A 21,008-nucleotide genomic window follows, 5' to 3' on the forward strand; every position below is an offset into this window, starting at 1 on the left:
AAATCAGCGTTCAATAATGAAATTATCAATCAGGCGGGTCTTGCCGATATAGACTGCGACCGCAGCGAGAATCGAGCCTTCGGTGCTGTCTACCGGCTCGAGGTTGTTCCAGTCGACAATTTCGACATAATCGATGCGGCTCATCGGCTCTGCTTCGATTTCCTCTGTAATAATCTGGCGCACCTTTGCCGCGTCGGTTTCCCCTGCTTCAATGGCTGCTCTGCCCTTATTCAGGCCGCGGGACAGGCACAGTGCCGCCTGGCGCTCTTCCGCGCTCAGGTACGTGTTGCGGGAGCTCTTTGCCAGACCGTCTTCCTCACGGATGATCGGGCAGCCGACAATCTCGAGCGGCATGTTCAGGTCACGCACCATGCGGCGGATGACAGCCAGCTGCTGGGCATCCTTCTGACCGAAGTACGCGCGATCCGGCTGGACAATATGGAACAGCTTGCTGACAACGGTGCACACGCCGCGGAAATGAATCGGGCGGGTTTTGCCGCACAGTCCCTTGGTCAGATGATCCATGTCAACATAGGTGCAGAAATCCGGTGCATACATTTCCTCTGCTTCCGGATGGAAGATCAGATCGGCGCCGGTCGATTCACACAATGCTGCGTCGCGGTCAATGTCGCGCGGATAGGTTGCCAGGTCTTCCGTCGGGCCGAACTGAATCGGATTGACAAAATCAGAGACAACCGTGCGGTCATTCTCTGCGACCGAGCGCGCAATCAGGCTCTGATGACCTTCATGCAGATAGCCCATGGTCGGTACCAGTCCGACCGTCAGACCCTGTGCACGCCATGCCTTGACCTGTGCGCGCACTTCTTCTATGGTTTTTACGATAGTCATTTGTATTCGCTCCCCTTTTGCTCTTAATACAGCTTGTCGATGATGGTTTCATCCATCTTAAACGTATGTTCCTTTGCCGGGAAGGTGCCCTCCTCGACTTCCTTGATATATGCCTTGAAGCCCTCCATCATCACAGCGCCCGCATTGGCAAATGTCTTTGCAAACTTCGGCGTGAAATCGGAGAACATTGCAATCATGTCCTGATACACCAGTACCTGCGCATCGCAGTCCGCGCCCGCGCCGATGCCGATGGTCGGGATATCCAGCGTTTCGGTGATCTTCTTCGCCAGTGCTGCCGGAACGCATTCCAGAACGACCGCATATGCGCCCGCTTCCTGCACGCGGCGCGCATCGTCCAGAATCTTCTGCGCTGCTTCCTCGCCCTTGCCCTGTACCTTGAAGCCGCCGAAGGCGTTGACCGACTGCGGGGTCATTCCGATGTGCGCGCAGACCGGAATGGATGCATTGACGATGGCGCGAATCTGTTCACAGACGGTTGCACCGCCCTCCAGCTTAACGGCCTGTGCATGGCCTTCCTTAATCAGGCGGCCGGCATTGACGACTGCATCATAGGTCGAGGTCTGATAGGACATAAACGGCATGTCCGCGACAACCAGCGCATTTTTTGCACCTCGGGTGACCGCTCTGGTGTGATGGATCATGTCTTCCATCGTGACGGACAGCGTGTCCTCATAGCCCAAACAGACCATGCCCAGGGAATCGCCGACTAGGATAGAATTCACGCCCGCTTCGTCAATCAGCTTGGCGGTCGAATAGTCGTAGGCCGTGAGCATGGTCTGCTTCTTATGTTCCTTTTTTGCCTGTCCAAACGTGAGTACTGTGTTTTTCATGACAATCCCTCCAAATATGTTCTGAGGGCGGTATCATCTCTGTCAGGATGCTTTTCCTGTGCCAGATCGCACAGCTTGCGTGTCAGCAGGGCATAAAGCGCCTGATCCTCCCGGTTCAGGCATGCCATATGCGACCGGATGGTTCCCAGATCGCCGCGTTCGGCGGGGCCGGTGAGCGCATCGCGCGGGCCCTTTGCACAGACAGCCTGTGCATTGCCCAGGATGAGCGGGGTGAGCGCCTGCTGTGCCTGCTCCGCTGTGAAGCCGCACTGCTCCAGCAGCTGCATGCCCCAATGGGACAGCCCGACTGCCAGATTGCTCACGACACATGCCGCCAGATGGTAGCGCGCCTTGTCCGCGGCGCCGATGGTCGCGGTCTGCGCGCCGCAGGCGTGCAGCAGTGCCGCCATCTCTGCGGAGCCACTGCCTTCCAGCGTAAAAAACGCGCCTTCCAGCTGCTCCCAGGACGAGAACCTGTCGCTGACTGCCAGCAGCGGATGCACGGAGCATACCCGCGCGCCGAGCTCCTCCGCCGAAGCGAAAACCGAGCTGGGCAGCGCGCCGCTGCAATGGCAAATACATTTACTTTTGATCGGCAGCGCCGCCATGTCGTTCCACATGCGTCCGATCACGCCATCCGGCGTGGTCACAAACAGGGTATCGCTCGCGTTCATAACATCATCCAATGAAGAAAAACACTGGGACTGTGTGAATGCTGCTGCCTGTTCGGCGTGCTGCGGGGTTTTGCTAAAATAGCCGGTTACGGTCATGCCGTGCTGTACAAACAGCTTTCCGAGCGATGTACCGACCTTTCCCGCGCCGATAAATCCAATTTTCATGCGAACCACCTCCGTGAAAGTTCCCGTCGGCGATTCCCTGTGCACCGGTTTCACTCGCCTGCCTGCGATATGAACCGTGCCGAAAAAAGTAAGAAGAAAAAACATCCGGTGCAGTTTGTCGGAGCCGCATAACATTTTGCTTTCCGTATCAATACCACCCGTCCCGTTTACTTTATCACAACCATCCCCATGAGACAAGCCTTTCCGCGCAAAAGTTCCGTGTTTTTCCGCTGTTTTTTTAACAAAAATTCCGGCAAATCTTTCTCGATTTTCGTAAAAATATATCCCTTTGTCTTTCCCGTGCGCATTGCGTGCACGTGCAGACCATATAGAACAGCAGAAAAAAATATTCGCACCCGCGTCCCCCTTCTTCATGTTCCTTTTTGTCTCATGCATCGGCTTTTTTCCACGCTTTTTGCGCAAATATACACTTTCACTCACATTAATTCGATATTTCTCTTTTTCCTTTTCTCTCCCGTTTTTTTACATTCAGCGAACCTCCCACCGCCCTGCCCCAATCTCGCATTCATCCTGATATCACGCGAAAATTATTCCCTTATGCAAATTTTATATGGTCAAAATAATTTTACAGGTTTCCTCTTGAAATATGTACCATTTTTCCGTATAATGAATACAATTGAGAGAATTATGATCGAATAACTGCATATATCGGCACGATCCCCCCCACTGCCGATACGCGAAAACAAGGAGAGATTTTTATGGCTGAACTTACAAACCAGTTCTGCGAATCGACAGGATTCGCAGAGGTCACCCTCAGTCAGTACGGACGGTATACCGGCGATGCTGACAAGCCCCTGCTGCCCTTCCTGAATGAGAAGACGGTTCTCACATATTTCACCGGAGATTCCGGCTCCATCAAGCTCGGCTCGTCGGTTCACTCCGTCGAGGCAGGTATGATCGTTGTGCTGTTCCCGGGTCAGTGTGTCAACTGCACCGCCATGGAAGGCACGCAGATTTCTGCCATGTGGGCAGAGCTGAGCGGCGAAGCGCTGTCGTCCGTCCTGATGCGCGCCGGCCTGACGCCGCAAAAGCCGATTCTGACGCCTACCGTTCCGGCTGACCAGTCCGAGCTGGTCGCAGCCTTCACCCGGCTGACCGATCCGGAGGCACAGTATGGCCCGCTGCGTGCGACCGGTCTGGCTCTGGAGCTGCTCGACTGCCTGCTGCGCGAGACCCCGCGCCCGTGCCAGCCGAAGATTGCCAACCTCCAGCGCTACTATGTTGACAAATCCATCCGCTTCATCAAGGCAAAATACCCGCAGGATATCTCGGTTGAGGACGTCGCAGAATACTGCGGCCTGAACCGCAGCTATCTCGGCAAGCTGTTCCGCGATGCGACTGGCATGACCACACAGGAATATCTCATCCGCCATCGCATGAGCATCGCATGCAGCTATCTGGAGCACGCTGCCGCACCGATTGCAACCATCGCACGTTCGGTCGGCTATCCGAACCAGCTGCATTTCTCCCGCGCCTTCCACAAGGTATTCGGCATTCCGCCGCGCGAATGGCAGAAGCGCAACCGCAAGGGATAACTTCCAATGCGCCCAAACCCCTGACCCATTGTCAGGGGTTGTTTTTTGCTTTCAGATAAATGGATTCCTGCATTTCCATATTCCATATCGCATCGTATGCTTCACAGAAATTCACCGCATTGAAAGCGATTGGCTGTATTAAATCAAACTTTCTTCTTGTTTCCATCCTGCAACCAATATTTTCCATATTGTAACCGCATGTCATGTCATTCTATGGTATACTATGCATACATTCCAGATGGTACAAAACGGAGGGGATGGAAATGAAAAAACGTTTTTTGCTGCTTTTTGTCCTGTTAGTCGCCTGCATCGTGCTGTGCGGCTGTGAAACGCCTGTGTCGCGGTGGATTGACAGGCCAAACCCATATGTCTGTGTCAGACAGGCCAATGCGGACGGCAGCTATCTGACCTATGACTATGACGGCGAGGGGAACCGCACACAGGAAACCGCATACACCGCAGACGGCACGGTACAGTACCGCACGGAGTACAAATACAGTCACGACAGCGGCTGGATGGTGGAAGAAAGCCGCTATGCGGCCGACGATACCCTTGAATGGCGTGCCGAACTGGAATACAACGGAGGCATGTGCATCAGCCGGACAACCTATGGCGCGGACGGAACACAGACGCAGGCAGTCAAAACTGATTACGGAGAGAACGACTGGTCGGTGAAAGAATGCACCTATGACGCAGACAACAAGCTGACCGCATGGTGTGACATCACCCGCGACGAAAACGGAAATGAAACCAGGCGGACCTTCCATTTTGCCGACGGCTCGCCCGATCTTGTGACTGAATTTGAGTACGATGGGAATGGCAACAACACAAAAATAACCAGCTATACAGGCGATATCTGCACCGGCTGGCATGAATTGACTTATGATGACGACAACCGCAAATCCTCAGACACGCAGTACAGTGCCGACGGCACGGAGGAATGTGCCTGGCGTTATACCTATGATAAAAAATCCGGAGAAATTTTACAGGTGGATGTGACCGGTTCGGACATGCCGCTGTACCAGTATGAATACCTGCGGCTGTCGGAGTACCGAAAGCAGAAATGAACCGGCATGAACCGCCAAACAGCACAAAAATACCGCCGTTCCGCACCCTGCGGACGGCGGTTTCGCTTTGCCCGAAATCGTTATATAAATTCATAAATCGCCTTGGCGACACCGTCATTGTCATTGGTGTCGGTGACATATTTCGCCAGCTGCTTGACCGCTTCATCTCCGTTGCCCATGACAACCGGCATGCCGACAATTTTCAGCATATCAGAATCATTGTCACTGTCGCCGATGGCCATGACCTCATCCATGGAAATACCCATGACATGCGTCAGCTCACGCAGCGCCAGACCTTTGTTGACGCCCTCCGGCATGACTTCAAAATTGTTTTCCGCTGAGCGTGTGATATGTATGCCGGGCAGCTGATTGATCTCACTGAGCGCCTCAGCAAGTATCTTCTGATCTCCGCGCGCGAATACCTTGGAAACCGGGAACCTGTGCTCACGGATGGCCGCCGCCACATCCGGCAGCACAACTTTGCTCGCCCAAAAGCCCTCTGTGCGCTTGGTATTGCACAGAATCTCATCCGAATAGGGATTTAAATACAGGCGGTCACCGACATAAATCATGACAGTCACCGGACGGTTCTGCACCGCCTCCACAACCCTTGCCCCGATATCCCACGGCATCGCCCATTCCTTCACATTGCGCGCATTGCGCACATCAGAAATCGCTGCGCCGCCCGCAGAAATAAGCAGGGAGGATGCACCGATTTCTTTGGAAAAAACAGCCGCTTCCCCCACAATACGTCCGGTACAGACGATGACCTTGACGCCCTTGCTGCGGGCATATGCCACCGCTTCCACCGTAGACGGCAGAATGTCCACATTACTCGTCAGTACAGTGCCATCCAGATCGAGTGCAATCAAACGATACATAATTCCTCTCCTTTCAACCTGTCGTACTTCGGTCAGGGCAGCACCTGAAGTACAATCGCACCGCCCAGAAACAGGACGGCAGATGCCGCACAAATCACATCATCGCGGCCAAATTTCAGCTGACGCAGGCGGGTACGCCCGATATCTCCCCGGTACAGGCGGCATTCCATTGCCGTCGCCAGCTCATCTGCCCGCCGGAATGCCGAGACAAACAGCGGGACAAGAATTGGAATGAGCGCCTTTGCCCGGTGCAGCAGATTGCCGGAATCAAAGTCCGCACCGCGTGCGCGCTGGGCGCTCATGATTTTATCCGTTTCCTCCACCAGTGTGGGAATAAACCGCAGGGCAAGTGACATCATCATTGCCAGCTCATGAATCGGCAGATGCAGCCTTTTGAGCGGTGCAAGCAGGCGTTCCAGACCATCTGTCAGCTGGATGGGCGAGGTCGTATAGGTCAGCAGCGATGCGCCTGCAATCAGCAGCACCAGCCGCGCCACAATCAGCGCTGCTTTCCGGACACCTGCCATTGTAATGCTCACAAAGCCCGCACGCCACAGGATATCATCCCCCGGCGTCAGGAACAGATTGAGCACGCCTGTGAACACGATAATCACCAGCAGCGGCTTCAATCCGCGCAGCACCATGCGCAGACTCAGTTTGGAAACTGCAATCAAGCCGAAAATATACACGGCAAGAACAAGATATGCCGGCGCACTGCTGCATACAAACAATGCGACAATGATCGCCATGACCAGCAGGATTTTCGTGCGCGGGTCAATGCGGTGCATCAGCGTATTGCCCGGGAAATATTGTCCCAGTGTGATATCCTTCAGCATCCGCGCACCTCCTTCCGGCAGGCGAGCAGCTTCTGCACCGCCTGCTCAACGGTATAACATCCGGTATCCACCGGTATGCCGCGCCTGCGCAGCTCCAGCAAAATCTTCGTGACCTGCGGCACGGTCAGCCCGGAGCGCTCCAGTGCATCCGCCTGTGCAAACACCTCAGACGGCGCACCGGTCAGGAAAATGCGCCCCGCGCGCATGACCACCAGCCGGGACGCCACGCGGGCGGCGTCCTCCATCGAATGCGTGACCAGGATAACCGTTGTGCCGCGCCTGTCGTGCAGGCCGCGGATCAGGTCAAACATTTCTTCGCGTCCTGCGGGATCAAGCCCTGCCGTCGGCTCATCGAGCACAAGGATTTCCGGCTGCATGGCAAGCACGCCCGCCAGCGCCACACGGCGCTTCTGTCCGCCGGACAGCTCAAACGGCGATTTTTCCGCGATGGACTGCGGCAATCCGACTGCCTCCAGCGCATCCGCGACGCGCCGGGTAATCTCATGATTTCCCAGCCCCATATTCGCCGGGCCAAACGCAATATCCTGTCCGACGGTTTCCTCAAACAGCTGGTATTCCGGATATTGAAACAGCAGACCTATGCGGAACCGCACACCGCGCAGGTCAGCGGATTTTGAAAAGATATCCTTCCCATGGAACAGCACCTGTCCGGCCGTCGGGCGCAGCAGGCCGTTGAGATGCTGAATCAGTGTCGATTTTCCCGAACCGGTGTGCCCGATGATGGCGATAAACTCGCCCCTGCGCACCGAAAGACTGACATCATCCAGTGCCTTCTGTTCAAACGGCGTGCCTGCGCTGTACACATGGCTCAGGCCGCGCACTTCCAGAATCGGGGCTTCCCGCTTGCTTTCGTTCATGTGCGTCCTCCCTTCAGCCATGCCTCCAGACGGTCGGCACATTCCTCCACTGTCAGCGCATCGGTCTCCAGTCCGGCATGTGCCTGCCGGTTGAGCGCTTCGAGCAGCTGGACGCTCTGCGGCGCAGTCAGTCCGAGCGAATGCAGCTTTTCCGTCTGCACGAAGATTTCACGCGGCGTGCCGTCGAGAATCAGATGCCCACTGTCGAGCACGGCAACGCGCTGTGCCTGTACCGCTTCATCCATGTGATGGGTAATCAATACAATCGTGATGCCCTTTTCCTCATGCAGGCGGTGCAGCACATGCATGACATCTGCGCGCCCGCGCGGGTCGAGCATCGCGGTCGGCTCATCGAGCACGATGCATTTCGGCTCCATGGCAAGCACTCCTGCAATGGCAACGCGCTGCTTCTGTCCGCCGGACAGCAGATGCGGCGCATGCATGCGGTATTCATACATACCTACCATGCGCAGCGCCTCATTGACACGGCGGCGGATCTCCTTCGGCGGAACGCCCATATTTTCCAGACCGAATGCCACATCCTCCTCGACAACGGTTGCGACAATCTGATTATCCGGGTTCTGAAACACCATGCTGCACGCGCGGCGGATGTCCCATATGCGGTCGGGCTGCATGGTATCGATGCCGTCCACCAGCACGCGCCCGCCGGACGGCAGGGCAATGGCATTGCAGTTTTTGGCAAACGTCGATTTTCCCGAACCATTGCGTCCGAGAATCGCGGCAAACTGCCCGTATGGGATGGTCAGATTCACCCCATCCAGCGCCAGATGCGTCGTATGGGAAAAATCCGTATAGCGGAAGGTCAGATTCTCCGCCTGAATCATTTCCGACATGATACTAATACCTCTGAATCTATAACATCGTGATGGTTCCCATGAAAGGGGGAGGTGTTTACCGGTTCGGGTTGACCCAGCGCGCCGTATTGCCGCACGGCAGGACAAGCCCCGTCGATTTGACCGGCAGACCAAGCTCCTGGCAATCAATGTGCCCGCCGAAGCGCGGGACAATCGTCGTGCCGAGCAGATAGCCCATGACCGATGGCGACAGACCGGTGGAATAGCTGTTGACCAGGAAGAACAGCGGGTCATCCGACAACACACAGGCGACCAGGGAAATAAAATCCGCAATGTCGTTTTCAATCTTCCAGACCTCACCCGTCGGCCCTCTGCCATAGCTCGGTGGGTCCATGATGATGCCGTCATACCGTCTGCCGCGGCGGATTTCGCGCTCGACAAATTTCTTGCAGTCGTCGACAATCCAGCGGATCGGACGGTCTGCCAGACCGGATGCCGCCGCATTTTCCCGCGCCCACTGGGTCATGCCCTTGGACGCATCGACATGACACACGCTCGCACCGGCGGCAGCAGCTGCGAGCGTCGCGCCGCCGGTATAGGCAAACAGGTTGAGCACACGCACCGGCTTATCCGACTGGCGGATCAGCCCGTCGATAAAATCCCAGTTTGCCGCCTGCTCCGGGAACAGACCGGTGTGCTTGAAGCTCATCGGCTTGATGTGGAACGTCAGCTCGCGGTAATGGATATCCCACTGCGGCGGCAGCTTTTTGATGTTCCATTTTCCGCCGCCGGATGACGAACGGTGATAGGTCGCATCGGCATGTGTCCATGCGGAAACGCCCTTCTGCTTCGGCCAGATGGCCTGCGGGTCGGGGCGCACCAGCACCTGTTTTCCCCAGCGCTCGACTTTCTCGCCCTGGCCGCAGTCGAGCACTTCAAATTCCTTCCATTTATCTGCAATCCACATAGTAAATCTCCATCTGTTTTACCGTTTTTTCTTCGGCTTTGCCCAACCTGCCTTGCGGCGGGGTGCCGGACGCTTCTGTTCGCGCGCGGACGGGCTGACCGTTTTGCGCGGCTTCGCACCGCCATGCCGCGCGGAGCCCGCCTGTTTTTTCCTGTCATGCAGGTGCGGGAAATGTTCATCCGGACGCGGATGAATCAGGCATTCCTTGCCGTAACCGATCAAATCCTCCCGTCCCGCCTGCATCAGCGCCTTGATGACGAGTGCACGCTTGTCCGGTCTGCGCCATTGCAGCAATGCGCGCTGCATCGCCTTTTCCTCCGGGGTCTTTGCGACATAAACCGGCTTCATGGTGCGCGGGTCGATTTCGGAATAATACATCGCGGTCGACAGCGTGCCCGGTGTCGGATAAAAATCCTGTACCTGCTGCGGCATATAGCCGATGGAATTGAGGTACTCTGCCAGATGCACCGCGTCACTCAGCTCCGCACCCGGATGCGAGGACATCAGATAGGGCACAAGATACTGCTTTTTGCCCAGCTTTTCATTGATCCGCTCATAGCGCTTTTTGAACCGTTCATATACATCAAACGACGGCTTGCCCATATAATACAATGCATGGTCGCTCATATGCTCCGGAGCAACCTTGAGCTGTCCGCTGATGTGGTATTTCACCAGCTCGAGGAAAAATTCGTCGTTGTGATCCGCCATCATATAATCATACCGCAGGCCGGAACGCACAAATACCTTTTTGACGCCCGGAATTTCGCGCAGCTTGCGCAGCAGCGTCAGATAATCCGTGTGGTCGGCCTCCAGATTGGCGCATGCCTTTGGGAACAGGCAGCGTTTGTCACGGCACAGCCCATGCTTCTCCTGCTTTTTGCAGGCCGGGAAGCGGAAATTCGCCGTCGGGCCGCCGACGTCGTGGATATATCCCTTGAAATCGGGGTGCTGTGCGATGCGCTTTGCCTCTTCGATGACCGATTCATGCGAACGGGAGGAAATAAACCGCCCCTGATGGAACGCCAGCGAACAGAAATTGCAGCCGCCGAAGCAACCGCGGTTGTGAATAATCGAGAACTGTACCTCCGCAATCGCAGGCACACCACCCTCCGCCTCATAGGACGGGTGATAGGTGCGCTGGTACGGCAGGCCATAGACCTTGTCCATCTCCTCCGTGGTCAACGGCAGTGCGGGCGGATTCTGTACGAGCAGGCGGTGTCCATGCTTCTGCACCACCGCTTTGCCGGTGATGTGATCCTGCTGGTCATACTGGATTTTGACCGACTCGGCATATTTTACCTTGTCTGCCAGCACCTCGTCGAGCGACGGGCACCACACTGCCGGAAAGGAAATATCCTCCTTGTCCTGCGTCAGGTATGCTGTGCCGCGCACGTGCCGGACAACATCCGCACCGCGCTTACCCGCCTTGAGGTTCGCCGCAATCTCCAGCACGGAGCGCTCACCCATACCGAACATCAGGCCGTCGGCGCCCGCGTCCTGCAATACCGTCGGCAAAATGCGGTCTGCCCAGTAGTCGTAATGCGCAAAGCGCCGCAGGCTCGCCTCCAGTCCGCCCAGATAAACCGGCACATCCGGGAATGCACGGCGCGCCAGCTTGGCATACACGGTCACTGCGCGGTCAGGCCGCCGTCCGGCCTTTCCGCCGGGGGAATAGGAATCATCGTGGCGGCGTTTTTTCGCGGCGGTATAATGCGCAACCATCGAATCGATGTTGCCGCTGTTAATCAGCACGGCATAGCGCGGGCGTCCCATCGCCACAAAATCCGCTTCCGAACGGAAATCCGGCTGGGACAAAATCGCCACGCGATAGCCCGCGTCCTCCAGCACGCGCGAGATGACCGCCGTGCCGAACGACGGGTGATCGACATAGGCATCGCCCGTCACGAGCAGGAAGTCACAGTAATACCAGCCGCGCTCCACCATATCCTCTTTTGAAATCGGCAGAAAGCCGTCATGCGTTGTTGCCATACAATCCTCATTTCCGGTAAACATTCTGATACAGTATTTATCATACCACAGCCGGGCGCAAGATGATACGGGATTTTATCACGAATTTACCATAGTTTTCCGAAATTTTTCCCACGCCTGTGACAGACCGGTGAAATCTGCGCAGCCACCGCCCGGTGCGCATCCCACGCGGCGCAAATATTTGTATAATTATCTAACAGATATACTTTTTGTAATATTTTCCCATCTGTCTCAACCGCCGGTTGAAGCAATCGGTTGTATTTCCGCCAAATGGTTGAGCCGAAACCAACTGCTGTTCGCTTGTGTTCCGTCCGCCGGGACGGTACAATAAGGGCACACAAAAAAAGGAGGAATCCGGTATGAATCAACTGGGCAAGCACATCACCGCCCTGCTGGCACAGTGCTGTGATATTTTTGCACAGCACCGCGGTCTGCGGATGGTCGAGGTGCATGCCGCCGACGGCACGCATGTCACGATTACACTGTGAGCAAATCCGTCCAGACAGCACAAAAGCCTCCCTTGCGGGAGGCTTTTGCTCACTGTTTTCCACAGCCTGTGGAAAATTCCGTGCAAAACTCAGTCGTTGACGTAAGCGGCAACGATCTGTCCGATGTACATCTTATGATAATCTTCATCCGTGTATGCCTTGTCAAAGACTTCCTTGTCGAGGAAGTTTTCCGGCGGCATCTCGTCGGCATACATCTTCTTGCAGACGATGGTGTAAGCGGCTTCCTCAAAGGTCGGGCAGCCGTCCACAACCGCAGCAGTCAGACCGGATTCCTTCAGCTTGTCGATATCGCGGCCGGACTTGGAGCCTGCCAGCTTGAGTGCATCCTCATGACCCGGCTTGAGTGCGGTCAGCGTAAACGTGTCGCTGCTCTCCATGTAATTCATGGTATGGCGCGAATGGCGGACATAAACGGTGACAGCCGGCTTGAACCACAGCTCACCCATCATGCCCCAGTTGACGGTCATGAAATTGAAATCCGACTCCGTGCCTGCGGAAAGCAGCATCCACTTGTTGCATACTTCGTCGATAATATTGCCCGGCAGCTCGGTCGGCTCGATTTTACGGAAAGACATAAGAAAAATACCTCCACATTTTGTTATTTTTATTATAGTACTACAAAACTACATGAATATGCAAGAGATCGTGGCATGCGAGCGCAGCGAGAGCGAGGCCCCGTCCGAACAGAACGATGCGAGGACATGTCCTTGATTCGCCCGTTTTGCCGCTGTCATATTTTTTGCCGCAGCTGAATCTGCATCCAGTCATCCTTTGTGATGAGTACCTGCCGCGGCTTGGAGCCTTCAAACGGGCCGACAATGCCGCGCTGCTCCATCTGGTCAACCAGGCGCGCCGCGCGCGCATAGCCCAGCTTCAGTCGGCGCTGGAGCATGGACACAGAGGCCTGCCCCGATTCGACGACAATCGTAATGGCCTGTGGGAGCAGCTCATCTTCATCCTCTGCGGCATTGTAGCCGCCGGATGAGCTGTCTGCATCCGCCTGCCGTTCGATGTGCTCCATGACCTCCTGCGAATATTCCACGGCAGAGGTGGATTTCACATGTGCAATGACACGCTCAATTTCCTCCGAACTGACAAAGCAGCCCTGGATGCGCACCGGCTTGCTCATTCCAATCGGAGAGTACAGCATATCGCCCTTGCCGATCAGCTTTTCCGCACCGGTTGTATCCAGAATGATGCGCGATTCCACCTGTGACGCGACCGCGAACGCGATGCGCGACGGAATATTCGATTTCATGATGCCCGTGATGACGTCAGCAGACGGACGCTGTGTTGCGACGACGAGGTGCATGCCTGCGGCACGCGCCTTCTGCGCAATGCGGCAGATGGAGGTTTCCACTTCCTTCGCGGCGACCATCATCAGGTCTGCCAGCTCGTCGATGACAATGACAATCTGCGGCAGTGCCTCCAGCCTGCGTCCGGACGGCGTCGCTTCGCTGTCCTCCGGTGCGGCAGCTGCCTGTTCTGCCTGCATGCGCACCTGCCGGTTGTAATCGCCCAGATCACGCACGCCTGCGGCGGCAAACAGCGCATACCGCCGTTCCATCTCACCCACTGCCCAGCTGAGTGCACCGGATGCCTTTTTCGGGTCGGTGACCACCGGGATGAGCAGGTGCGGGATGCCGTTGTAATTGCCCAGCTCGACCATTTTCGGGTCGATCATAATCAGCCGCACATCCTCCGGTGAGGATTTGTACAGCAGGGAAATCAAAATCGAATTGATGCAGACCGATTTGCCCGAGCCGGTCGTACCGGCAATGAGCAGATGCGGCATTTTTGCCAGGTCAATGACCTGTGCACTGCCCGTGATGTCCTTGCCGAGTGCAACGGCGAGCTTTGCGGGCGACTGCTCAAAGCCGCGCGAGGAAATAACATCGCGCAGGGCAACCGTCTGCACATGTTTATTCGGCACCTCGATGCCGATGGCGAGCTTGTCCGGGATGGGCGCAATGCGCACGGAATCCGCGCCGAGCGCCAGCGCAATGTCATCCGACAGCGCCGTGATGCGCGAAAACTTGATGCCGCGCTCCATCTGCATTTCAAAGCGCGTGACCGACGGGCCGCGCACGATGTTGATAATCTGCATCTCGATGCCAAACGAAGCGAGGGTATCCACCAGACGTTCCGAGCTGTCCTTCAGCTCGCTGCGCACGCCCGCCGTGGAGGTTCGCGGAGCCGCTTTGAGCAGTTCCAGCGGTGGGAAGCTGTATTCCTGCACCGGGGTCTCCATGGCATCGGCAATTTCGCGGTGCACCTGTGCCTGTACCTCGTGGTCGGACGGCTTGTTTGGCTCGTCCTCCTCCGGCGGCGCGGGCGGCACCTCACTGTCGGTATGCCAGGGTGGTGTGTCGTCATCCCATGGCGGCGTATCCTCCGCATCGCCCGGCTCCTCCGGCAGAACATCCGCCAGACGGCGGCGCTGCTCCATGCGGCGCTGATAGCGCTCGCGCGCATTGGCTGCGGCCGCCGATTCCGCCGGTGATGGCTGCGGTGCAGTGTCTGTTTCCTGTACGGGAATGTCTTCCTCCTCCGCTGCCTGCTGCTCCGCCATCAGCTTTGCCGCCTTGCGCTTTGCGCGCTGGTCGCGCAGGAAGGCAAACAGATTGCCGCGTTTTTTCTCCGGTTTCGGTTTCTGTGCGGCTTTTTTCGCGCGCTTTGCGGGCGTGACCGTCATATCCTGCTCGCGCAGCTCCTCCGTATCCTCCGCAATCATGCGCACCAGCCAGTGATACAGGCGTGCGGGCGTCGTATTGCATACGATGAACACATAAACCAGCATGACTAGCACCAGCAGGATTTTTGCGCCGGTCGCGCTCAGCAGGAAGGACAGAATCACGGCAATCATGCCGCCGAGCACACCGCCGGTGCGCAGTGCCATGCCCTCCTGCCACAGATGAAGGATGGTGGTAAACGAAATGGACATCGGTTCGAGCAGGATGCACTGCGCCAGTGCCCCCCACAAAACCGGGAACGTCAGGATACACAGCACGCGCAGACGCACCGGCTGCATATCACACAGCACAAACACGCCCGCCAGACACAGCGCAACCCAGAACACCTGTGTGCCCCAGCCAATCAAACCGCCGCACAGCCGCAGCAGTCCGTCGAGCAGCACACCGTCCATGCGGCACAGTGCCAGTGCGAGCAAAACCGCCAGCAGCAGCAGGCCGAAGCCGACCGTCATATGGTTCCAGACCGAACCGGTCTGCTGCTTTGCAGCAGGCGTCCGGCCTGTCGAACGCGCCCGTGACGATGCTGTCCCGTTTTTTTTGCGCGCGGTGCTGCCGGAGGACGTCCGCTTTCGCGTGCCCGTGCCGCTGCCTGTTTTTTTGCGGGTGGATGTGCTCTTTTTCTTTGTTGAAGTTTTCTTTGTTGCTGCCAAAAAAGATTACACCTACTTTTCCTAAATCAAAAGCATCCTCTGAGAGCGCCATTGCACGGCACTCTTTCTGAACAATGCACTGCTATCGTATCATAAAACCGGAAAAATTGCCATATTGCCCGTTGCATTTTTGCCCCGAGGTCTGTATTCTATAATAGACAGGGAGCAAAAGCCCAAAAATTCTGTATTTTTTACCGATATGGCAAAAGAATTTTTAAGGCGTTTACAATTGTTCATACTTTTGTAATAGCCGCCTGTTATACTTTTCGAGAAAGGAAAACAGTCCTTTGAATATTGCCATCATTCTCAGCTATGACGGCACGGCCTACCACGGCTGGCAGACCCAGAAAAACGCCGCCACTGTCCAGCAGACGGTGACCGACGCGGTCGCGTCTGTCCTGGGGCAGGACGTTTCCGTTTCCGGCGTCGGGCGCACCGATGCGGGGGTACATGCCCGACGGTATGTGGCCAACTTCCACGCCGACTGCACGATTCCCATGGACCGGCTCCCGCTCGCCATCAATTCCCATCTTCCGATGGATATCGCGGTGTCCGGTGCTGCCGTCGTCCCGGATTCGTTCGACGCGCGCTTTTCGTGCACGCGCAAGGAATATACCTATTTGATTTGCCCGGGCAGGATTCGTGACCCGTTCGCGATCAGCCGCAGTTATTTTTACCCCTATCCGCTGGATGTCTCCGCCATGCAGCAGGCGGCCGCGCACTTCATCGGCAGGCAGGACTTTGCCGCCGTGCGCTCGATGGGTACGCCGGTCAAATCGACCGTGCGCGAAATTTTTACCTGTTCGGTGGATTCTGTCGGGCGGTTTGTGCGCATCCGCGTCTCGGCGGACGGCTTCCTGTACAATATGGTGCGCGCCATCTCCGGCACGCTGCTGTATGCGGGCCAGGGCAAATTCCCGCCGGACGACGTCCGGCGCATTCTCGACAGCTGTGACCGCGAACAGGCCGGGCCAACCCTGCCGCCGCAGGGACTGTACATGAGCCGGCTGTGGTATGACAGCACGCCGGAGCTGGATGCCTTCCATCTGGCGGAGGAATGGGGCGCACCGGGAGGTCTGTTATGACAAACAAACGCAATTTCCCGCGCCGCAAATCCCGGCGCGATTATCTGCTGTCGACCAGCGCAGACCCCCATCTCCGGATGATCTACCGCGTCCGCCACTATACCGGCTGGCTGCTCGTCTTCGTTTCCGCGCTGTTCCTCGTGCTCAATTTACAGCTGTTCACACCGACCAGCCTGAGAAACATCCGCTCGTCGCTCAAAGCGGCGTCGCGTGTTTCCGCAGGCGACACAACGGTGATCTCCTATCCGTCCGGTACAAACAAATGCATGCTGCCGTTCGGCAACGGGCTCGCAATCTGCAACGACAAGACGCTGACCTTCGAGCTGCCGAGCAATTATTCACAGATGGAGATGAATCTCTCCTATGCCAACCCGGTCATGCGCGCCTCCAATCAATACCTGTTGGTATTTGACCGCGGCGCCTATCGTTTTACCGTGACCAATACGCTGTCCGAGCTGTATTCACAAACCATGCAGTCCCCCGTGACCAACGCAGACATTTCCTCCAACGGCAGCGTTGCCATTGTGACCGACGAGGCGGGCTACAAAAGCGCCGTCACCGTCTACAACATCGACAACGAACAGCTGTATAAATGGTCGTCTCCTGACTATTATATTATGTCGGCGGTGCTCTCGCCCGACGGCAAACGCCTCGCGCTGTTCTGTTTCCGACAGGAAGGGCTGACACTCAGCTCGAAACTGTTTTTCACCGACATCGATTCGACCGAAAAACCGAGCGAAAGCGAAACCATCACCAATGTGGATATGAACGGCAGCCTTGTGCTCGGCATGAAATACCTCGGCAACAACACCGTCTGCGTCGTCTGTGACAACGCGACCTATGTTGTCTCGCGCGGCGGTCAGATCCGCTACCACACCGAATATCAGGCGGATGCACTCATTGCGTTTGACCTGTCGGATGACTGTGTCGCGCTGGCAACCGAATCGTATTCCCAGTCCAGCCGCGCGGATATCGTGCTGATTAACGCGCGCGGCACGGCCTCGCGCCAACCGCTCAGCCTCTCTACGGAGCCGGATTCCATCAGCTATTGTGACGGGCGGCTCGCCGTGCTGACGGGCGACACGGTGACGTTCTATTCCAAGAGCCTGCGCGAAATTGACCAGCAGACCAATCTCGCGGGCGTATCCCGCGTTTACATGCGTTCCGGCGGCTCCGCCATTGCACTGTTTGGCAGCCAGGCACGCGTGCTGAATATTGGCAATCCCCTCAAAGATCTCAATTCCGACGGCGGCTGAGCCGCAGCTGACCGCCGGGAATTTTCAGAAAGGACGGAATCTGTTATGACCACAATTGACTGGATTATCCTGCTCATCATCGCCCTGTATGCCTTTTTCGGCGTGCGGCGAGGCTTTGTGGCCACGGTTGCGTACACCTTTGGCTCCCTGATTTCTCTGGTTGCAGCGCTCATCGCCGCCTCGCATTTCAAGCAGCCCGTGGGTGAACTGCTCCTGCCTTACGCCTCCGGCTCCGTGGTGGAGCGCATGCCTGAGCTGACACAGGTTGTGGGCTCCGTGGAGGATACCTGGAACGGCATCTCCGGTTATTTGCAGGGCATTCTCACCTCGCATGGTGTCTCCCTCGATGTGCTCCAGTCGAGCAGCGATCCCCAGCAGACACTGACCAACGCCATCTCCCGCTCCGTGAGTGAGACCATCGCGTATCTTCTCGTGTTCATCGTCGCATTTTTCCTCGCCAAGCTGCTGATTCATGTGATTGTATCCGCACTCGGCGTGCTCACCAATCTCCCGGTGCTGCATTCCTGCAACGCACTGCTGGGCGGTGTGCTCGGCGCGGCGACCGGTCTTGTGCTGTGTACCTGCGTCATGTGGGCACTCAAGCTGTTTGTTCCCGCCGTCTATTCCGACGTCGGTTTTCTCTCACCGTCTGTGATGGAAAATTCCTCCATTGCCCGTTATCTGGTGGGCTGGAATGACGGTGTTTCCCTGTTTGAAGCCAATCCGACAGAAGCCTAACACGCCCTGCCGTTTTTATGTGAGCGTGCCGCTATTCTATATTCCGCACACGCTCCGGAAAGGAAAAATATCCCTATGCATATGCCACTTTGCTCCCGCTGCCACAAAAACGTGGCAGTCGTGTTTATTTCCAAGATGGAGGATGGTTCCGCATCCAATGAAGGCTACTGCCTGAAATGTGCCCGTGAGCTGGGTCTCAAGCCGATTGACGGCCTGATGCGCCAGATGGGCATTACAGATGACGACCTCGACCAGATTACCAGTGAAATGACCAACATGCACGCGCTCGCCAACACCGATTCGGACGACGAATACGACGACGAACCCGAATACGATGACGAGGTCAGCGCACAGCAGGAAGCGGATGACGCCTTTGATTTCGGGCGCACCCATACCTTCCCGTTCCTCGAAAAGATGTTCTCGCAGAACGGCGACCCGTCTACCGGCAGCGCTGCCCAGAACGGCAGTGCTGCGGAAACGGAAGAAGACCGCCGCCGCAAGAAAAAAGAGGCGAAAAAACGCAAGAACCTGTCCGCGTACTGCACCGATCTGACGGCGCGCGCACGGCTGGGTCAGCTGGATGCCATCATCGGACGCGAAAGCGAGACCGAACGTGTCATCCAGATTCTCAACCGCAGACAGAAGAACAATCCGTGCCTCATCGGCGAGCCGGGCGTCGGCAAGACGGCGGTCGCAGAGGGGCTTGCCATTCGCATTGCGAAGGGTGAGGTGCCGTATAAGCTGAAAAACAAGGAAGTCCATCTGCTCGACCTGACGGCACTTGTCGCGGGCACGCAGTTCCGCGGACAGTTTGAAGGCCGCATGAAGGGCCTCATCAACGAGGTCAAGGCGCTCGGCAACATCATCCTTGTCATCGACGAAGTGCACAACATCGTCGGCGCAGGCGATGCCGAAGGCTCGATGAACGCCGCAAACATCCTCAAGCCGGCACTCTCGCGCGGCGAGATTCAGGTGATCGGCGCGACAACCTTCGCGGAATACCGCAAATATATCGAAAAGGACGCCGCACTCGAGCGCCGCTTCCAGCCGGTTTCCATCAACGAACCGTCGGTTGCAGACACCGCAAAAATCCTGATGGGTGTGCGCGGCTACTATGAAGACTTCCATGGCGTACACATTTCGGACGCAATCTGCCAGCAGGCAGCTGCCCTGTCCGAGCGCTATATCACCGACCGCTATCTGCCGGACAAGGCGATTGACCTCATCGATGAGGCATGCTCCCGCCTGAATCTGGACAGCCCGGCGACGGCAGAAATTCCTGCACTCACGGACAAGCTGGAATCCATCCATCGCGAGCAGGAGGATCTGTTACAGCAGGAGCAGAACAACGAAGTTTATGAGCACATGGCGGAGCTGAAGAGCCTGGAGCTCCAGACAGAGAACAAGCTGGTAGAACTGCGCAAAATCCCGGCGCCGGAGCTGACAGGCGAACATCTCGCTTCTGTCATCGAGCTTTGGACGGGTGTGCCCGCCTCCAAGGTCTGCGAACAGGAATTTTCCCGCCTGACCGGTCTGGAGGAGCGCCTGCACCGGCGCGTTGTCGGACAGGAAAAGGCAGTCTCTGCCGTGGCACATGCCGTGCGCCGTTCGCGTGCGGGCATCAGCCCGAAGCACAAGCCGGTTTCCTTCCTGTTTGTCGGCCCAACCGGTGTCGGCAAGACCGAGCTGGTCAAGGCACTGGCGGAAGACTTGTTCGACACGCCGGAATCGCTCATCCGTCTGGACATGTCGGAATACATGGAAAAGCACACGGTTTCCCGTCTGATCGGTTCACCTCCCGGCTATGTCGGCTTTGATGAGGCAGGTCAGCTGACGGAGAAAATCCGGCGCCGCCCGTATTCCGTCGTGCTGTTCGATGAAATCGAAAAGGCGCACCCGGATGTACTCAATATCCTGCTCCAGGTACTGGACGACGGACGCATTACCGATGCACAGGGCCGCACCGTATCGTTTGAAAACACCATCATTGTCATGACGTCCAATGCGGGCTCTGACCGCTCCGGCGGTTCGGTGGGCTTCGGCAAGTCGCTCTCCGAGCAGAATCAAGACCGCGCGCTCAAGGCACTGGAGGAAATCATGCGGCCGGAGTTCCTCAACCGCATTGATGATATTATTTCGTTCGACCATCTGACAAAGGACGATTTCCGCGCCATTGCAGCGATCATGCTGAGTCAACTGCGTGATTCCCTCGCGGATACCGGCATCCGCCTGACATGGGACGATGCTCTGGTCGATTATCTGGTCGAGCAGTCGTTCTCTGTCAAATTCGGTGCGCGCAACCTGCGCCGCACGATTGAAAAGCAGGTCGAGGACGAGCTGGCAAACCGCATCATTGCCGCATGGGAGCGCCCGCTCTCCGGCGCGCATGTCACGGCGGATGCATCCGGCGTGAAGATTGACACGATTTAAATTGCAGCATTGCTGAGAGGGCAAACCATATGTCCTCTCAGCCCGCTGTTTGGAATTTC

At 56.8% G+C, this 21,008-nt stretch carries 19 protein-coding genes; 7 read left to right on the forward strand and 12 right to left on the reverse strand.

What is annotated here, in order from left to right; genetic code table 11:
• Positions 1-3: 3 nt before the first annotated feature.
• Genes panC through CBW42_RS00960 form a run of 3 tightly spaced genes read right to left on the reverse strand, consistent with a single transcriptional unit; the run spans position 4 to position 2,935 of the window.
• Positions 4-849: a pantoate--beta-alanine ligase gene (gene panC / locus CBW42_RS00950; RefSeq protein WP_087016841.1), complete on the reverse strand. Its 846-nt coding sequence runs from the start codon at positions 847-849 to the stop codon at positions 4-6.
• Positions 850-872: 23 nt separating this feature from the next.
• The gene (panB, locus tag CBW42_RS00955; RefSeq protein WP_087016843.1) at positions 873-1,700 is read right to left on the reverse strand and encodes a 3-methyl-2-oxobutanoate hydroxymethyltransferase; all 828 of its coding nucleotides are present in this window, start codon (positions 1,698-1,700) and stop codon (positions 873-875) included.
• Positions 1,697-2,935: a Rossmann-like and DUF2520 domain-containing protein gene (locus CBW42_RS00960; RefSeq protein WP_330395830.1), complete on the reverse strand. Its 1,239-nt coding sequence runs from the start codon at positions 2,933-2,935 to the stop codon at positions 1,697-1,699. The genes panB and CBW42_RS00960 overlap by 4 nt, the downstream gene beginning before the upstream one ends.
• A 323-nt stretch (positions 2,936-3,258) precedes the next feature.
• On the opposite strand from CBW42_RS00960, the gene CBW42_RS00970 reads away from it, so the two are divergent.
• Complete coding sequence (locus tag CBW42_RS00970; RefSeq protein WP_087016849.1) at positions 3,259-4,095, forward strand: helix-turn-helix domain-containing protein; 837 nt, start codon at positions 3,259-3,261, stop codon at positions 4,093-4,095.
• Positions 4,096-4,126: 31 nt separating this feature from the next.
• Here CBW42_RS00970 and CBW42_RS14575 read toward each other — a convergent pair whose 3' ends face one another.
• Entirely contained in the window at positions 4,127-4,282 is a 156-nt protein-coding gene (locus CBW42_RS14575; protein ID WP_165760994.1) for a hypothetical protein, read from the reverse strand.
• A 76-nt stretch (positions 4,283-4,358) separates the two neighbouring features.
• Between CBW42_RS14575 and CBW42_RS00975 the strand changes: the two genes are divergently transcribed.
• Complete coding sequence (locus CBW42_RS00975) at positions 4,359-5,162, forward strand: hypothetical protein (protein ID WP_087016851.1); 804 nt, start codon at positions 4,359-4,361, stop codon at positions 5,160-5,162.
• An 80-nt stretch (positions 5,163-5,242) separates the two neighbouring features.
• Here CBW42_RS00975 and CBW42_RS00980 read toward each other — a convergent pair whose 3' ends face one another.
• The 6 genes from CBW42_RS00980 to CBW42_RS01005 are packed head-to-tail and all read right to left on the reverse strand — an operon-like array spanning position 5,243 to position 11,528.
• The gene (locus CBW42_RS00980) at positions 5,243-6,043 is read right to left on the reverse strand and encodes a Cof-type HAD-IIB family hydrolase (RefSeq protein WP_087016853.1); all 801 of its coding nucleotides are present in this window, start codon (positions 6,041-6,043) and stop codon (positions 5,243-5,245) included.
• 32 nt (positions 6,044-6,075) lie between these two features.
• Entirely contained in the window at positions 6,076-6,879 is an 804-nt protein-coding gene (locus CBW42_RS00985) for an energy-coupling factor transporter transmembrane component T family protein (protein ID WP_087016855.1), read from the reverse strand.
• Positions 6,873-7,757, reverse strand: coding sequence for an energy-coupling factor transporter ATPase (locus CBW42_RS00990; protein WP_087016857.1), 885 nt, complete (start codon positions 7,755-7,757; stop codon positions 6,873-6,875). The genes CBW42_RS00985 and CBW42_RS00990 overlap by 7 nt, the downstream gene beginning before the upstream one ends.
• Entirely contained in the window at positions 7,754-8,611 is an 858-nt protein-coding gene (locus CBW42_RS00995) for an energy-coupling factor transporter ATPase (RefSeq protein WP_087016859.1), read from the reverse strand. The genes CBW42_RS00990 and CBW42_RS00995 overlap by 4 nt, the downstream gene beginning before the upstream one ends.
• Before the next feature lie 58 nt (positions 8,612-8,669).
• Entirely contained in the window at positions 8,670-9,539 is an 870-nt protein-coding gene (locus CBW42_RS01000) for a class I SAM-dependent methyltransferase (protein ID WP_087016861.1), read from the reverse strand.
• A gap of 18 nt (positions 9,540-9,557) precedes the next feature.
• Entirely contained in the window at positions 9,558-11,528 is a 1,971-nt protein-coding gene (locus CBW42_RS01005) for a YgiQ family radical SAM protein (protein ID WP_087016863.1), read from the reverse strand.
• A gap of 359 nt (positions 11,529-11,887) precedes the next feature.
• On the opposite strand from CBW42_RS01005, the gene CBW42_RS15130 reads away from it, so the two are divergent.
• Positions 11,888-12,016 (forward strand): hypothetical protein, encoded by a 129-nt coding sequence (locus tag CBW42_RS15130; protein ID WP_273349032.1) that lies wholly within the window; start codon positions 11,888-11,890, stop codon positions 12,014-12,016.
• Between the two features lie 89 nt (positions 12,017-12,105).
• Here the strand turns inward: CBW42_RS15130 and CBW42_RS01010 are convergent, their stop codons facing one another.
• Positions 12,106-12,612 carry a flavin reductase family protein gene (locus CBW42_RS01010; protein WP_087016865.1) on the reverse strand — a complete coding sequence of 169 codons (507 nt, stop codon included), beginning with the start codon at positions 12,610-12,612 and terminating at the stop codon, positions 12,106-12,108.
• A 155-nt stretch (positions 12,613-12,767) separates the two neighbouring features.
• Positions 12,768-15,440, reverse strand: coding sequence for a DNA translocase FtsK (locus CBW42_RS01015; protein WP_108721034.1), 2,673 nt, complete (start codon positions 15,438-15,440; stop codon positions 12,768-12,770).
• Between the two features lie 287 nt (positions 15,441-15,727).
• Here CBW42_RS01015 and truA point away from each other — a divergent pair, with 287 nt between their 5' ends.
• From truA to CBW42_RS01035, 4 genes are all read left to right on the forward strand, one after another.
• A complete protein-coding gene (gene truA / locus CBW42_RS01020) occupies positions 15,728-16,525 on the forward strand; it encodes a tRNA pseudouridine(38-40) synthase TruA (RefSeq protein ID WP_087016867.1) in 798 nt (265 codons plus the stop codon).
• Positions 16,522-17,781, forward strand: coding sequence for a DUF5711 family protein (locus tag CBW42_RS01025; RefSeq protein WP_087016869.1), 1,260 nt, complete (start codon positions 16,522-16,524; stop codon positions 17,779-17,781). Before truA ends, CBW42_RS01025 begins: the two co-directional genes overlap by 4 nt.
• A 45-nt stretch (positions 17,782-17,826) precedes the next feature.
• The gene (locus tag CBW42_RS01030; protein WP_087016871.1) at positions 17,827-18,519 is read left to right on the forward strand and encodes a CvpA family protein; all 693 of its coding nucleotides are present in this window, start codon (positions 17,827-17,829) and stop codon (positions 18,517-18,519) included.
• A 75-nt stretch (positions 18,520-18,594) separates the two neighbouring features.
• Positions 18,595-20,949, forward strand: a complete 2,355-nt coding sequence (locus CBW42_RS01035) for an ATP-dependent Clp protease ATP-binding subunit (RefSeq protein ID WP_087016873.1) — start codon at positions 18,595-18,597, stop codon at positions 20,947-20,949.
• Positions 20,950-21,008: the final 59 nt, after the last annotated feature.

The sequence above is a fragment of the Butyricicoccus porcorum genome, from assembly GCF_002157465.1.
GTDB classification, from domain to species: Bacteria; Bacillota; Clostridia; order Oscillospirales; family Butyricicoccaceae; genus Butyricicoccus_A; species Butyricicoccus_A porcorum.